The sequence below is a fragment of the Treponema phagedenis genome, from assembly GCF_008153345.1.
Taxonomy (GTDB): domain Bacteria; phylum Spirochaetota; class Spirochaetia; order Treponematales; family Treponemataceae; genus Treponema; species Treponema phagedenis.
In genome coordinates this window covers 1,439,549-1,454,419 of record NZ_CP042818.1, presented here as the reverse complement: position 1 = coordinate 1,454,419, position 14,871 = coordinate 1,439,549, and the positions used below count along the sequence as shown (strand labels likewise).

The following is a 14,871-nucleotide window of genomic DNA, read 5'->3' as shown; positions in this document are numbered from 1 at the left end:
GGGCGATGCTTAGCTGTTTAACAAGGCTTGCGCATGTTGCAGCGTCTTGACGGTTTCCGCCATAATTTTTTGCATTATTGTATCAGCCGGCTCTACTTTATCAATAATTGAAGCAATTTGCCCTGCGTGTACCATGCCCCAGTGCCTATCTCCGTCAATGGCGCCTTTTCTGCTTGTGCCGATTACAAATTTTTCAAGCTCTTCAGCGGAAGCTCCCTCGCTTTCCTTTTTCAGGTATTCTTCGGTAAACTCATTTTTAATTCCGCGTACCATATGCCGTGCAAGATATCCGGTAATTTGGGTTGCATCATCGCCTGCGTCAACCAGTGCCTGTTTTGCATTCTGGTGCGCTATGCACTCGGTTGAAGCAAAAAACCGTGTTCCCATCTGCACGCCTGCGGCTCCCATTAAAAGGGCGGCAGCCACGCTGTTCCCGCTTGCAAAACCGCCGGCAACAATAACCGGAATACTTATATGCGGAATAACCTGCGCCATCAAAACCATTGTTGTTTGGGTGCCGATATGTCCGCCTGCCTCCATTCCCTCGATGACAACGGCATCCGCACCGCTTTCTTCCATCCGTTTTGCCAGTCTAAGCGAGGGCACAACTGTTATTACTTTGATCCCCGCGTTTTTAATTTTTTCGATATAAGGCCGCGGATTTCCCGCACCGAGTGTTACCGCAAAAGGCTTTTGCCTGATAACCGCATCGATTTTTTCTTCCTTGTCATCTTCCATAAGCACCACATTAACCGAAAACGGTTTATCGGTTAATGCTTTTGCCTTTGTGATCTCGGCTTCAATCCATTGCACATTTTGTCCGCCGGTAGCGATTGTTCCAAGCCCGCCCGCATTTGAAACGGCGGCAGCCAATTTTGAATCCGCAATATATACCATAGCGCCCTGCACAATCGGATATTGAATTCCGAAATTAACAGTCAGTTTTGTTTTCATTTTAAACCTCTCTCATAAAATTCTCATAAAATAAACTGAAATAACTGTATATAGATTTCAACGTTTTGTAAACCGTTGCAGACATTTTTCAATTCTCTGTAATAAAAATTAAAAATCTTTATGAAAAATATTGACAAAAATTTTTAATTTTGTAAACTTAAGCAAACTTAATTTCAGGAGTTCTCCATGTATATTTGGATTTCATTAGTTGTTTCACTTGTTTTATTTGGGCTTTTGGGAAAAACAATCAAAAAACATCCCGTTCCGTTTTATGCGGCGGCAATTGTCTTAGTTGTTTTACAAATACTCTATTATTCGTTCGGATGGTATAAGGTTATGCCGAAATGGTTTACCATGTATGTTGTAAATCTGTTTAAACGCGGAGCCTTTTCAACCGTTGTTTTTATACTCGTTATGTATGCCGGAGTATTCACAAAACGAAACGCAGTAATCAATCATTTTTATTCGCTTCGCGGAGAGATGTCGATTATTGCATCGATATTTACGCTGGGACATAATATCATATACGGCTTTGTCGGAAAGAAAGCATATTTTATTAACGCCATTGTAAACCCGTCAAGCTTTGAGTGGCACCGTCTTACCGCAACCTATGTTTCTCTTGCGATAATTCTTATGCTTATTCCGCTTTTTATCACCTCGTTCAAAACAATACGAAAAAAGATGGATCAAAAAAAATGGAAATCACTGCAAAAACTTGCCTACCCTTTCTTTATCTTAATTTATGTACACACCATGCTTGTACTTGCACCAAAACTCGATAAACATTTTTTCAGTATCATATTGTATAGCGGAATTTATCTTTTATACTGCATTCTGAGAATCCGAAAAGCGATAATTGATAAAAACACCCCTTCCCGCATAAAACAGTCCGCAAGCTTTGCCTATACAAAATAAACCTGACTTTCAAAAAAGTAAAAATTACTCCGTGCTATTAAATAACATGGGAATGGAGCTTAGTCTTTAGCTAAGCTCCATTACTTCTGCAAGCTTTTTTTTAAGATCTTAAATGAGTTTTTCAATCCGTCCAAAAATTACTAATCATAATAAAATTTTTATAAAAAAGAGTTCGACACAACGGTTTAGTTTTTGCCGTCCTTGTCAAAAACTAAACCACGAGTTTTAAAAGCACTTGAAAGCGGTTGTGCTTTTAAAACATCGTTTCTGCGTGGAACCACGGGCGTCCGTGCCCGTTCTGAGTTTTGCCGTCCGTGGCAAAATGAAACCTACGAGTTTTAAAGCTTTGCAAACAGTTTTGCTTTAAAACATCGTTTCTGTTTGGAACCACGGGCGTCCGTGCTTGTTCTGCATGTAATTTTTGCTGTTATTGTTTACAGTGGCTGCGAGTTTTAAAGCAGTTGGAAAAACATCCCTTTTTATCAAGCTGCTTAGTGAATCCAGAATTCGATATTCCCAAGCCGCCTGTTGCTCTTCCGGCTTTAAATTAATTACAGGTGTTACAGCAGTTTTTGTTTTGTGTAACGCAGGCTTAAAAGTTAAGTCTTTACTTATTCGTTTTCGCGTACCGCTATTGCAGGGTCTTTTTTGTTTATGTGATAAATTGTTTTAAGCGATGCAAGCGGCCCCGAAGCTGCGGCGGCGAGGATTACCAGAAAAAACATTCCCAGTGTCCAAAATATTCCGGGACTTAAAAACGGGAGCTTGAGGGACTCGATAAGGGCCTGATTAAACAAAAGTACAAGTACAAAGCCAAGCGATACCCCAAGCCCCGCTCCGAAGGCGCTAATCATAAAAGATTCAGCAAGACAAAGCTTGCCCAGTAATTTTTTTGTTGCGCCCAAAATTCGCAGCATACCGAATTCGCGTTTCCGCTCATTAAGCATTGAGGAAAAAACAGTGAATAGAACCACAAAGGAAAGCAGCCACAAAATGCCGATGAGAATATAAATGTAAATACTGAGCTGAGATATTCCTGAAGAAACATTTGACATCATCTGTTTTGAAACAAGCGGATATATTTGCTGCCCTTCAAATTGTTTTTTAATTCGCTGTGCAACGGTTCTGGCATTCTCGGTGTTTTTTATGCGTACCATTACGCTTGAAATAAGGTTTTTATTTTCCGCAACAGGGTGCTGCATAATGCGTTCATATTCTTTTGCAAGCCGCTGCGCATTTTCAATAGTCATAAAAACAGAATTGTCAAAACCCATTCCTGTTTTCGCAAGTCTTCCCGCAATTTGAAAGGGTTGATTAAAAAAACGCACTTCGGAGTGATAATCCCCGATGATGTTATGCCCTACCACAATTTGGTTATCAGAAAGCGGAAGCGACACCTGCTTTTGTAGCCATGGTTTAATCGTAAAGTCGGAATCAAAATCCAAACCGATAACTTGTAACGGAAAGGAGCAGCAGCCTGCGGAAAGGGTTGCGATAAAAAGCTGCGGAGACGCTTCTGCAACGCCCTTTGTTTTTCTGATAATATCCACAATGCTGTTATCAAAATAAAAACTGTTCGGCTCTCCTCGCAGCAAGGCGCTTTCGATTTTACTGTCGTACCCCTCCGGCACCACAATAATATCCGCCCCTAACCTATCGGAAAGAGAATGCATACCGCCGTTTAAACTTTTTACCAAATAGGTTCCGCAAAAAAGCGTAAAAGATAAAACACCGGTGAGCACCATTAAACTAATCGTGCGCACCGGCTTTCTTTTGATATTCATCTTTGCCAATTCAATTACTGTTAAATTTTTTATCCGGTTAGATTCAGCTGCCATTCTTATTTCTCCAAGCTATTAGCTTACGTACAGATTTTTATTATTTGGTTTCAAGCTTTGCTTTTTCTAAAATGCTTACCGCCGCATCTTTAAATAATTCATACGAAATCGTTGCACCTGAATTTGCATCGACCTTTTCCACATCTTGTGTTTCTACCAGCCTTTTGCCATACTCTGCGCTAAGCGTGATTGAATCCTGTGCTATTTTATATAAGCCCTGATTTTTAATTTTACCGTCAATCTTGCCGTAGTCTTGATCTTTTAGTTTTCCATCTTTATCGTATGAAATAAATTCGCAGGCAACGATCTTTCCGTCTTTGATGGTCATCGTAACTTCAGCGGTTCCGCCCCAGTCATCCTGAATGCTTGAACGCGCGGAATATTCTCCGTCACGATAAAGAACCTGTTTTTGTGCGGGCTCTTCTTTTTCATTTTTTTCATTACAGGATAGTACCACAGCACCTGCAATCATTAGACAAAAAATGATTTTAGAAAATTTCATAATGCACCTCTCTTCATGTTACAATACTATCAATGTATAAAATACAAGCTCATGCTTCAATTTTATTCAATAGTGTTTGGCATTTTTCAGAACTTACGTTCTGAAAAACTTTTCAATTACAGAGTGAGTCACAAATCGGTTCACTCATAAGTTTTAAAATCAACCTATACGCGTTAGGCAAACGGAGCAATGGCTTTGGGATGCAGCATTCCTATGGTAAACTAGTCGCCCTTGCAAATTCCAAACAATGTTTTAAAGCATCAACACAAAACTATAAAACTGAAGCTTTAAAACTCGTAGGCGAAGTTAAAAAAAATTCAGAACTTCGCCCTTGCACCGTGTCGAGCTCTTTTTATAAAATTGACTTGATTCGTATTAGACGAATTAAAAAACTAATTAAAAAATAGCAAAAACACGCCATTAGTTTTTAGCTAAAAGTTCCAGCGCCCCGTTTTCATTGCGAAATGGTCGGGCGTTTTCTGCTCATCTTTTCTATTCGCGCAATCCTTCCGTGTTCAAGTACTACCATTCGCTCTGCCTGATCGGCAACTTCCGGATCGTGTGTTACCACAATGATAGTGCTTCCCGCCGCATGCAGTTTTCCGAAAATTTCCATAACCAAAAGTTCATTTTTTTCATCAAGGTTACCGGTCGGCTCATCTGCCAGTAAGAGCTTCGGATGATTGATAAGAGCCCGCGCAATGCATACTCGCTGCTGCTCACCGCCGGAAAGCTGACTCGGTAAATGTTTTGCCCGCTCTTTTAATCCCACACTTTCAAGCGCTTCCATTGCCTCTTCTTCATCCGGCATGCTGTGATAGTATTGCGCCATCATGACATTTTCCAATGCGGTTAAATAATTTACCAAGTGAAATTGTTGAAAAACCAAACCGATTGTATCGCGGCGCACAACGGTAAATTCTTTCGGTGAAAGTTTGGAAATATCTTGTCCTGCAAGCTCAACCTTTCCGAATGAAGGTCTGTCCATGCACCCGATAATATTCATCATGGTTGTTTTGCCTGAACCCGAAGGCCCCATAATCGAAAGCCATTCACCTTCTTCCACTGTCAAGTTTATTTGATTTAAGGCTTTTAATTCTCCGTAAATTTTTGACACATCAGTTAACGTTAAAATATCCATCTTACACCTCTCTACTAGTTTGTCTATGCACAATCACAATCATCTTTGCATTTTAATTTGTCTGCGATTCTAAAAATTAACACATCCCTCATTGAGCTTTCTTAACTCCTGTTGAAAAATTGTAAGCCGATCGCAAGCGGCTGCAAAATATTTTTTATCAATTTCAATTCCCAAAAACCGCCTGTTTAGATTCAGGGCAGCATGTCCTGTGGAACCAACACCCATGAAGGGATCAAAAACAATATCATTTTCATTTGAAGCAATTTTGATAATGTGTTCTAAAACAGCAAGCGGTTTTTGCGTCGGATGTTTCGGATTCTTTATGCGTTCTTTGCCCATGCAAATAGGCGTTTCAATAAAATTATGCATTTGATTTTGCGTAAAAAAATTCCACGTGTGTCCCTTATTCCACAAACAAACAATAAGTTCACAGCTGTTTAAAAATGATGATTTGCGGACATTGGGAATAGGATTGGTTTTGTGCCATACCATAAATTGAAAGGTATCAAATATCGGATTAAAAATTTCATGATATTTTCCAATCAGGTTATAACTTGTAAAAATAAAAATATTTCCTTTCGGTTTTAAAATTCGCGTAAAGTCTTCCACAAGTTTTTGCGGATCAAAAGGAATTAAGTCCCATTCAGCAACATCATTATTTATTTCCGCCCGCCAATCAAATTTCATATTGCCGGTAGAATATTCGGCAAGATTATACGGGGGATCACAAAGGATAAGATCAATTGATGTATCCGGTATCTCTTTCATTTTTTGAAAGCAATCTCCGTGAATGAGTAAGGCTTTGTTGATGTCGGTAACAGTATACATATTGTTACCCCCTATTTCCAAAATACAAAGTTTTTATTTCATCTAAAGCCGTCTTAATGTACTGTGCACTCTTCTTGTATTGGTTCATGATTATTTCGAAACCGGTAGAGTCATCACAAACAAAATTCCAATAATCTTTTCCAATAAGTAACTCTTCATTCGCAAAAAATTGCCTCACTCTATCTTGCTTCCAATAATTACCTTCCCCGAACATATTATACGCAGTTCCAAGAAAAATATAAATTTTTCCGTCTTTTTTGCCTTCTTCATTTAGATAATTTTTAAGAATAAAGTATTCTTGCAGTAGTGCCAACTTCTCACTTTTAGCTTTTTTATTGTCTAAATCTCCACCAGCTTTTAATTCAATTAAATAATGCTCATTTTTTTCTTTATTATAAAAATAATGATCTGTCACATGAGTTTTATTAAAGGAACGAATATCCTTCGGCATCATACAAGTAAAATTATTATAATCATCTACAGATGGCTTAATATTTTTTTCATATTCTGAAATCATATAGTCCATGTGCTGACTTTGTTGCGGCAATAGATAAGCACTTAACTTCCCTCGTACCTCATAAGAAAGCTTTGCAATAGCATTTCCTATACTTTCAAGAACTTTGCCAAAAGAACTATCAAAACTTCTGACAAATGCACTATAAAACATAAATTCTTGTCCTAATTCCGCAATGAAACAATTGTTCTTTTTTGCGTTGATGATTCCATTAGGATCGTCAATCTGCAATGTATGCTTAACTCTAAAACCCTCCGCAAAGGTTTTTATTGAACTATCTATGATTTGTTCTATTGCTTTATGTTTTATTGTATCCATGCTAAATTCCTCCATAATATTAGAAGCTATTCTGAACGCATGTATCATACCAAGAAACTAAAAAAAACACTAGTATAGCGTTTTGTAATTAACTTCCTGTTATACAAATCGGAGCACCAACAATGTAAGGGCTTGCGGATTTAAAGCATTCCTATGGTAAACTGCCCACCGTTGCGCCGTGTCGAGCTGTTTTTTATATTGTATAAAATGCATTAAGAAAAATAATCGAGTTATCAAAAAACGTTATACTAGCATTTTATAAATTTTATTTCATTTTTCCTCCTACTCTCCGCGCAGCACAATCGCAGGGTCAATGTCTACCGTGCTGTGTACCGGAATCAGACAGGCGATGATCGTAATAATTACCGAGGCAATAAGCGTTACCGGCACCAGTGGAAGTTGGAATGAAACTTCGCGCGCAAATACGCTGATGCTTACCTGATCGGCGAATAAATAGCCGAGCAAAACACCGAGGATACCGCCGAAAATACCGAGCATTACCGCCTCGCCTAAAAAGTCGGTTACCACACTTTTATTTGATGCGCCGAGTGCTTTTTTTAAGCCGATTTCTTTTCTGCGCTCTGCAACCACCGCCATCATCGTAGTGGTAACACAAATCATTGTTAAAAACAACACGATAATTGTAACAATCCAAACTAATGCTTGTAATTTATTTAACACCGTATCTTGAGATTCCGTTACTCGTTTTACCAGCTGCGGCGTAACCGTTGAATCAATTTGCGAAACCTTATTTGCAATATTTTGTAAATAGCCTTGATTCCCGTCAATGCTGCATTCAATGACATCAAAGCCCGCTTTTTCTCCAATAATTTTTTTTAGGTCTTCAAGACTCATAAAGATAAATTCTTCTTCAACTCCGCCTGTGGTAACTATTCCCGAAACTGTGCATTCGGTAACAGTGAGGTCGCCGTCCTCTTTCGGCGTATTTACAATAAAGGTATCGCCGACAGAAAGTTCAATTGCTTTTGAAATTTCATTTCCTATCAGTACCTGTTTTTGAGTTTCGGGCCAATTACCGCGAATAAGCCAATAGGGGCTATTGTTTTTTGCGCCTTCTAAATCGGTGGCAGCAATCATATACGGCTGCTCATGCACCTTTGCCATTTGATACATATAGGGAGCAAATCCGACAAGTTTATCTTGAGGAATAGCGGATCGAATCTCGGCAATTTGCTTTTCTTGTATTTTTTCATCCGCATTGCTCGGGATAAAAATCATATTAGCGCCGTATGTTCTGAACACAGTTCCCATTTGACGCGGAATGTCATAGTAGATTGTTAAAAGTCCCGAAAGAACTGTTGAGCCAATCGCTATTGCAAGCAGGGCAACAAGCATTCGCGACCGCCGCCGCACCAAAGAACTTATCACCATCCGCATATACATTCGTCTTCGAGTCATCATCTTCTCCTATAAAAAAATTTTTGAGGAATTATTAAATTCCGAAAAAATTTTTTCCGTATTTTGTCAGACAGAGGTATAAAAACAAAGTCTTACAAAATACAAGTCAATACGCGATGTTTCGCATTGCAAAGCACAAAAGCGAAACTCGCTGACAAACAGGCAGGCGCCATTTCAGACTGACTGTTTGTCTATTCTCCTACAAAAAATTTTTGAGGAATTATTAAATTCCGAAAAAATTTTTTTGTGCTTTTGTAAGGCGGAGCCTGAAAAAGCACTTTCAATACACGATGTTTCGCATTGCAAAGCACAAAAGCGAAACTCGCTGACAAACAGGCAGGCGCCATTTCAGACTGACTGTTTGTCTATTCTCCTACAAAAAATTTTTGAGGAATTATTAAATTCCGAAAAAATTTTTTTGTGCTTTTGTAAGGCGGAGCCTGAAAAAGCACTTTCAATACACGATGTTTCGCATTGCAAAGCACAAAAGCGAAACTCGCTGACAAACAGGCAGGCGCCATTTCAGACTGACTGTTTGTCTATTCTCCTACAAAAAATTTTTGAGGAATTATTAAATTCCGAAAAAATTTTTTTGTGCTTTTGTAAGGCGGAGCCTGAAAAAGCACTTTCAATACACGATGTTTCGCATTGCAAAGCACAAAAGCGAAACTCGCTGACAAACAGGCAGGCGCCATTTCAGACTGACTGTTTGTCTATTTTCCCAATCACCTTCCGTGCAGAACTTCTGTCGGATTCAATTTCAATAAATAGCGCACCGCCGGAAAACTTCCGATCAAGGTTATCAAAAATATGATAATAACCACAATAGGAATAACCATCGGTGCAAGCGCAATGGCTGAGCCGAAAACCGTATGCCCGATAATCTGCGTTAAACCTAATCCGCCAAAGTATCCTATTATTCCGCCGAAAATGCCGATAATCATAACTTCGGTCAATATAAGAATTGAAACCGCCGCATTGCTTGCGCCGATTGCTTTTTGCAAACCGATTTCGGCACGGCGCTCCATAACACTTGCCGTAACCAAATTTGAAATTCCCAAGGCTGAAGCTATTAAGCTTAAAATAGTGATAAGCAGCATTAACAGCGTTGTTTTATTTAAAATTGCGCCTTCGGATTCCGCAACCTGCCGCAAAGGCTTTGCCACCGCATCGGTCATAACTTCCTGAATCTGATAACAGATACTGCTGACATACGCAGTGCAGTACCATATCTCTTTTTCTTTGATAGTGAGGCTCAAAGGATTCCGCGCAGCTTTTCGGGCAAGATCATTATCAGGCGTCGTAAGAGCGCTGACCTCAATATGCTCCACAATATTTTTTTTGCCCGCAAGTTTTTGCGCCGCATGTAAACTTACATAAACATTATCATCTTCTTCACTTCCCGCATTAAAAATTGCGGCAATTCTATACTGCATTTCCGTTTCGGCGGTTTTAAGCGAAAGCGTATCCCCTACTTTCAAATTATTTCTGCCGGCAAGACGGCTTCCGATCATACATGATGAGTCATCGGAATCTTCCAGCCATGAGCCGTTTACATCCCACCAGGTGCGCATTCTTCGGATGCCGGTAGACACTGTCTGCCCCGTCGGAAGTTTCATCTCATAATTAAACCATGTGCCGATAACTTTTATCGGTCGTGATTGTGTATCAATATTTACAAACACGCTGAAAAACGGCGCATAATCTACAATATTATATGCCCAAAAGATTGTTTTGATTTTCGGCAGCTCATCCTCTTTTAAAAATTTTGCTGTTTCGCTTTTTTCTTCTTGCAGCCCATAAATATCGCCCAGCAAAGAAGCCTCTTTATGCACAACGGTAATATTTGCACCATAAGTTTTAAGTTCCTGATTAACCTTATCCCCTACCCCAAGCATTGTATTAAGCATCGCGGTTGAAAGTCCCGAGCCCAAAGCAATGGTAAAGGCTATCATCAGCATCTTGCCCTTTTGGCGGAACAATGCGCCGCCTACCATTCTCCAAAACATATCAGTTTAACTCCTTCCTCTACCTGAATCGATGAGCTTCCGCTTCCAAATCTTTTATTTGAATCATAATCTTCTCATCATGAACAATATAGGGAATCGGAACAGGATTACAACCGCCCGGAAAACCGATAGTTCCTTTATTCATTACAACATCGCAGAGCTTACAGATAACTTCGCCCTTTCGTTCAAAATAACCGGTAGGCCCGCAAATATCGCAGGCATCAAGTCCCACACCGTATGCGCCTTCGCTTTTCTTAATTGCGATGAAACGCATCGCAATTCCCTTGCTGGAACCCTCTTTTGCAATATACTCATACCGGTGCAGTTTATCATCTTCCAATTCCGCAAGCGGTATAATAGCCATTCCGTTTTCGATAACATAGTTTTCAGGATCGGAGAGCGGAACCTCTCGCTCCGAAAAATATCGAACAAGCGTTAATGAGAGAATATCAAGCAGCAATAAAGCGAGTAAAAACTTTGCCCACCGGCGGGCATTTCTTTTAGTTGCCTTAAGCTTCCGCAACTCCGCACGATGAGCATAAGATTCGGTAACATGAAGATTTTTTTTCCAAAGAATAAGAGAAGCAATTGCGATAAAAACCGTTACGCCTAAAACAAAATAACGATCGTAATTAACTACAAAAGCAATAAGCCAAAATACAAAATTACTGCGCGGTATTATTCTTAAAAAATAAAGCCGCTGCACAATTACAATCGCCTGTGTAAGTCCGAGTATACATAGCGAACCGATAACAGTGATCTTCAGTTCAAGGGCGGAAAGTTTTTCCAATGTTTTGTATACCGCAAGTGCCGACAACAGCATTACTACAATTCCGAGCGTAAAACCGATTACTCTAAAAAGAACTAAGGTGCTTACCGCACTTTCCCCGTAGTATACAAATGTAAGAGGCAGAGTTAAAATAGGCGGCAAGTAATAAAAAAAACAACCGAAGGTATAAACAAACACTGCGGCGGAAAAAAAATTTTCCTGTAAGCGTTCAAAATGTTTTTTCAAACCTTTGTCGGCGATCATTAAAATCAATAAAAGCACAAGTCCGATAACAACAGGAATCATGCTCCAAAAAGCAAATCGAGTTCTGTTAATATAATTCGGAATAGAACGCAGTATTGCGGAAATAATACTGCCTATAATACCGACAACAATACTTGTAGATATAACAATACGCTTTTTTAAAAGATTCTTAGTTCGGTATGCCGCAAAAATCACTGCTAAAATAAGAGAAAAGGCAATGCCCGAATCCATAACACGTACAAAAAATTTGAAAATAAGACACCTCCGATTTTAGCATCTTTTATCTCGAAAAGAGAAAAGGTATTAATAAAATAAATTCCGGAAGATACAACACTGTCGCATCTCAATCAACTATAAAAAAGGGAAGTAGAAAGTCTTGTTTCTACTTCCCTTTTATTTAAGAAACCGAGGCTTCCTTTTTAATAAGCCTTACAGCTTACCACTGAGGTCCTGCCCATTCAAAATCAGGCCACTCCACGATAAGCGGTTCTGTCCAGAATTTACCGGTTACACCGGTTTCTTTGTCAACATGAAGCAGATAGTCATTGCCCGGCGCCTTAATTTCGAATTTAACGGAATACTTGCCAAGGCCTTCTTCAAACTTCATGTTTGCTCCATAGTGCGGTCCGTCACTGGCATTCATCGGCATAAATGCCACTTCTTGCACCTTGCTTGAACCATGCTTTTGGATATAAGCCTTTACATGCAAGTAAGGAACAAAGTCGCCTACACCGTAACCGAGAGCAGATCCGTCATCGTTGGCTGAAATATCAGCTTCAACGTGGCAGTCAGCCTCGTTTTTAGCCAAACTGTTTCCTGCCGGCTCCATATCGACAGCCTGAAAATAAACGCCGCCTACATGGAGGGGACCAACATCCTGTTCATCCCCAATGGGGAACTCATCAAAACCCGCCGATTCTTCTTCATGCGGAGCGGGAGCTGCAGCTGCAGCCGGCTCATCCGAAGCCGCAGGTTTATCTGCGGCAGCTTCTTGTTTCTGGCAGGATGCAAAGATAAATGCAAACGCAGCCAGAGCAAAAATCATTGATAATGATTTCTTCATAAAAAACTCCTTACATTATAATTTATAATTATACAATTATAATCAAACCAACCATCGTTAACACGATACTAACTATTTTTTCTGAGCTTCGGCTTCTAACCTTGCCCGCGTTTTTTTGTTCTTTTGGATATACCAAACGGCGGAGGCAATTGTCAATAAGAGAATAACAATTTGAGGAATCAAAGTTTCATAGGTAGGATAAATACCTAAGAGATCAATATTAAATCCATTCATCCACTCTATTGCCGTTTTTTCAACAACTCCGGCGGCTTGCAATTCGCTGACACCTTTTCCGGTAAACGAAACACAGAGAATATACATCAACACACTGGTAACAATAAAGAAAGGTTTTAACGGAAGTTTTACCGATAAGAATCTGAAAGCAAAGAAAATAATCGCAAGCACAATCGCCGCAAGAATAATTGCCGCCCACATCGCAATCCTTCCGCTTGTATCATTAACGGGAACCCCTTGGAAAAATAAAATCAACTCTGCACCTTCACGCGCTACCGCAAGAAATGCAGTAAGAACAAGCACCCATTTATTTCCGGTTGAAACAGAAGCTTCAACCTTTGCCCGTATATATTTATCCCAAGCCTCAACTTCAGACTTTGAGATCATCCAGTTACTCACATAGAAAAGCACAACAACTGCAAGGAGCATTCCAACTCCTTCAAAAATCTCTTGAGCAATTCCGCTTTGAGCACCCGCAATCAAACTGAAAACAATCGCTAAAAGAATACTGACCAAAACACCGGCTGCAGCGCCTAAATAAACGGTTTTGGTATACTTTTGTTTACCCGTCTTAACTAAGTACGCAATAATTGCCGCGATAACCAAGATTGCTTCAAGCCCCTCGCGCAGCACAAGTACAAAAGAAGCGATAAATGTTGAAATGGCATTTCCCGATGAACCGCTGCTTTTATCCGAAGAGTTTACCCCATCAAGCTCAGCGGCATCCTGATACAGCATTGCAATAAGCATGTCCTTATGCTCTTTTACCTCTTTGGCATCCTTATCGTTTTTTACATTTCGTCTATATTGATAAAACGCATTTTCAACGGCGGTCTTTCTCTTTCCCGAAAGATACCCCATCGTAATTTTTTCCATCCCTTTGGATTCATAGAATCTAAAGTATGCAGTATTTACCTCGTTGTATGCTTCTTTATTTTTCCCTTGAACATATAAATCGTACGCATTATTTAAGTGAACTTCCATTTGTTCAACAATCTGTGTCCAAGAACTATACTGAACCTGCTCATTACCTTTTTTATCCTTGCCTGCAGCATAAATCGGCAGTGTAATAAGCAGACCGAAAACGGCACATAACACAAAAACTCTTTGTTTAGCCGACTTCATAGCAATTAAGCCTCCCAAAATTTCAAAAGAATTATAACGAACTCTTACAAAACAGTCAACAGAGTCTAACAATTTAAATTGAAAAATTTACGCTCAGGTAACGTTTTTTGATACATTTATACAAATCGCAAAAAAAAATTATAAAAATCAAACGTGCGAGTTTTAAAATTTTTATTATTATAGAAAGAGTCCGACACAACGCAAGGGTGGGTAAACTTACCATAGGCAAAACCAACCCTGCAAGTTTAAAAGCTTTAGTTTTACAATTTTGCAAAACGTTACACGAACCTTTACGGAGTCCTTCCTTTTGTAAGTGCTCCGTCCGACATTGTATAAACATCCGAATCATCGGTGAGAATATCCATATCATGGGTTACAATAAGTACGGCGGCCCCCTGTTGGTTTATTTTTGTGATAATATCCATGACTTCTTTTGTTACCGCCCGATCAAGATCGGCTGTAGGCTCATCGGCAATAAAAAGCTTCGGCGAATTCATTAAGGCGCGGGCAATGAGCATTCGCTTTGTTTCCCCGCCGGAAAGATTGCGCGGAAGTTCATCTTTTAAATGAGCAATACCGAGCATTTCAAGCAAAACCATCGCCCGATCGGAACCGTCTCCGTCCCTTTTAAAAAGAAAATGAGGCACCCGTACATTTTCCGACACGGTAAGATTCGGCAATGCTCCGAGGTTTTGCGGAACAAAGCCGATTTGCTCATTGCGATACACGCTCATTTCCCTGTCATCAAAAGAGGCTAAATCTTTACCGTTAAACAAAACATTTCCCGCAGAAGGTTTTAAAATACCGGCAATAAGATTAAGAAAAGTTGTTTTTCCGCTTCCCGACCGTCCGATAATATTGATATAATCCCCTTCGTTTATTGAAAAATTAACATTGTTAAGCGCAGGGAACGCATTATTTCCCCGCATAAAAGATTTTGAAAGCCCTTCTGTCTTTAAAAGCATCTGATTATCGCGT

General features: G+C 39.7%; 13 protein-coding genes. 1 reads left to right on the top strand and 12 read right to left on the bottom strand.

Features of this window, described 5'->3' with window-relative positions; translation table 11 throughout:
- Window positions 1-9 precede the first annotated feature (9 nt).
- Entirely contained in the window at window positions 10-954 is a 945-nt protein-coding gene (locus tag FUT79_RS06465; protein WP_148878859.1) for a nitronate monooxygenase, read from the bottom strand.
- A 186-nt stretch (window positions 955-1,140) separates the two neighbouring features.
- Between FUT79_RS06465 and FUT79_RS06460 the strand changes: the two genes are divergently transcribed.
- Window positions 1,141-1,869: a hypothetical protein gene (locus FUT79_RS06460; RefSeq protein WP_148889414.1), complete on the top strand. Its 729-nt coding sequence runs from the start codon at window positions 1,141-1,143 to the stop codon at window positions 1,867-1,869.
- Window positions 1,870-2,480: 611 nt separating this feature from the next.
- On the opposite strand, the gene FUT79_RS06455 is transcribed toward FUT79_RS06460, so the two are convergent.
- The 11 genes from FUT79_RS06455 to FUT79_RS06400 form a co-directional block, all read right to left on the bottom strand.
- Complete coding sequence (locus FUT79_RS06455; RefSeq protein WP_002696027.1) at window positions 2,481-3,707, bottom strand: ABC transporter permease; 1,227 nt, start codon at window positions 3,705-3,707, stop codon at window positions 2,481-2,483.
- A 40-nt stretch (window positions 3,708-3,747) separates the two neighbouring features.
- A complete protein-coding gene (locus FUT79_RS06450; protein WP_002696025.1) occupies window positions 3,748-4,209 on the bottom strand; it encodes an FMN-binding protein in 462 nt (153 codons plus the stop codon).
- A 454-nt stretch (window positions 4,210-4,663) separates the two neighbouring features.
- A complete protein-coding gene (locus FUT79_RS06440; RefSeq protein ID WP_002696021.1) occupies window positions 4,664-5,350 on the bottom strand; it encodes an ABC transporter ATP-binding protein in 687 nt (228 codons plus the stop codon).
- A 69-nt stretch (window positions 5,351-5,419) separates the two neighbouring features.
- A complete protein-coding gene (locus FUT79_RS06435) occupies window positions 5,420-6,178 on the bottom strand; it encodes a DNA-methyltransferase (RefSeq protein WP_024753454.1) in 759 nt (252 codons plus the stop codon).
- A gap of 4 nt (window positions 6,179-6,182) precedes the next feature.
- Window positions 6,183-7,010, bottom strand: a complete 828-nt coding sequence (locus tag FUT79_RS06430) for a TdeIII family type II restriction endonuclease (protein WP_024753453.1) — start codon at window positions 7,008-7,010, stop codon at window positions 6,183-6,185.
- A 282-nt stretch (window positions 7,011-7,292) separates the two neighbouring features.
- Window positions 7,293-8,429 carry an ABC transporter permease gene (locus tag FUT79_RS06425; RefSeq protein ID WP_024753452.1) on the bottom strand — a complete coding sequence of 379 codons (1,137 nt, stop codon included), beginning with the start codon at window positions 8,427-8,429 and terminating at the stop codon, window positions 7,293-7,295.
- A gap of 725 nt (window positions 8,430-9,154) precedes the next feature.
- A complete protein-coding gene (locus tag FUT79_RS06420) occupies window positions 9,155-10,438 on the bottom strand; it encodes an ABC transporter permease (protein WP_148889412.1) in 1,284 nt (427 codons plus the stop codon).
- A 19-nt stretch (window positions 10,439-10,457) separates the two neighbouring features.
- Complete coding sequence (locus tag FUT79_RS06415) at window positions 10,458-11,702, bottom strand: Fe-S-containing protein (protein WP_148879693.1); 1,245 nt, start codon at window positions 11,700-11,702, stop codon at window positions 10,458-10,460.
- Window positions 11,703-11,907: 205 nt separating this feature from the next.
- On the bottom strand, window positions 11,908-12,534 hold the full coding sequence (locus FUT79_RS06410; protein ID WP_044634869.1) for an iron transporter: 627 nt from the start codon (window positions 12,532-12,534) through the stop codon (window positions 11,908-11,910).
- Between the two features lie 72 nt (window positions 12,535-12,606).
- Window positions 12,607-13,893, bottom strand: coding sequence for an FTR1 family iron permease (locus FUT79_RS06405; RefSeq protein WP_044634870.1), 1,287 nt, complete (start codon window positions 13,891-13,893; stop codon window positions 12,607-12,609).
- Between the two features lie 290 nt (window positions 13,894-14,183).
- A complete protein-coding gene (locus tag FUT79_RS06400) occupies window positions 14,184-14,858 on the bottom strand; it encodes an ABC transporter ATP-binding protein (protein WP_024753447.1) in 675 nt (224 codons plus the stop codon).
- Window positions 14,859-14,871: the final 13 nt, after the last annotated feature.

What these genes read in the sequence shown, in the direction of transcription:
- FUT79_RS06465 (WP_148878859.1), bottom strand. Translation starts at nt 954, where the DNA reads ATGAAAACAAAACTGACTGTTAATTTCGGAATTCAATATCCGATTGTG.
- FUT79_RS06460 (WP_148889414.1), top strand. Translation starts at nt 1,141, where the DNA reads ATGTATATTTGGATTTCATTAGTTGTTTCACTTGTTTTATTTGGGCTT.
- FUT79_RS06455 (WP_002696027.1), bottom strand. Translation starts at nt 3,707, where the DNA reads ATGGCAGCTGAATCTAACCGGATAAAAAATTTAACAGTAATTGAATTG.
- FUT79_RS06450 (WP_002696025.1), bottom strand. Translation starts at nt 4,209, where the DNA reads ATGAAATTTTCTAAAATCATTTTTTGTCTAATGATTGCAGGTGCTGTG.
- FUT79_RS06440 (WP_002696021.1), bottom strand. Translation starts at nt 5,350, where the DNA reads ATGGATATTTTAACGTTAACTGATGTGTCAAAAATTTACGGAGAATTA.
- FUT79_RS06435 (WP_024753454.1), bottom strand. Translation starts at nt 6,178, where the DNA reads ATGTATACTGTTACCGACATCAACAAAGCCTTACTCATTCACGGAGAT.
- FUT79_RS06430 (WP_024753453.1), bottom strand. Translation starts at nt 7,010, where the DNA reads ATGGATACAATAAAACATAAAGCAATAGAACAAATCATAGATAGTTCA.
- FUT79_RS06425 (WP_024753452.1), bottom strand. Translation starts at nt 8,429, where the DNA reads ATGACTCGAAGACGAATGTATATGCGGATGGTGATAAGTTCTTTGGTG.
- FUT79_RS06420 (WP_148889412.1), bottom strand. Translation starts at nt 10,438, where the DNA reads ATGTTTTGGAGAATGGTAGGCGGCGCATTGTTCCGCCAAAAGGGCAAG.
- FUT79_RS06415 (WP_148879693.1), bottom strand. Translation starts at nt 11,702, where the DNA reads ATGGATTCGGGCATTGCCTTTTCTCTTATTTTAGCAGTGATTTTTGCG.
- FUT79_RS06410 (WP_044634869.1), bottom strand. Translation starts at nt 12,534, where the DNA reads ATGAAGAAATCATTATCAATGATTTTTGCTCTGGCTGCGTTTGCATTT.
- FUT79_RS06405 (WP_044634870.1), bottom strand. Translation starts at nt 13,893, where the DNA reads ATGAAGTCGGCTAAACAAAGAGTTTTTGTGTTATGTGCCGTTTTCGGT.
- FUT79_RS06400 (WP_024753447.1), bottom strand. Translation starts at nt 14,858, where the DNA reads ATGCTTTTAAAGACAGAAGGGCTTTCAAAATCTTTTATGCGGGGAAAT.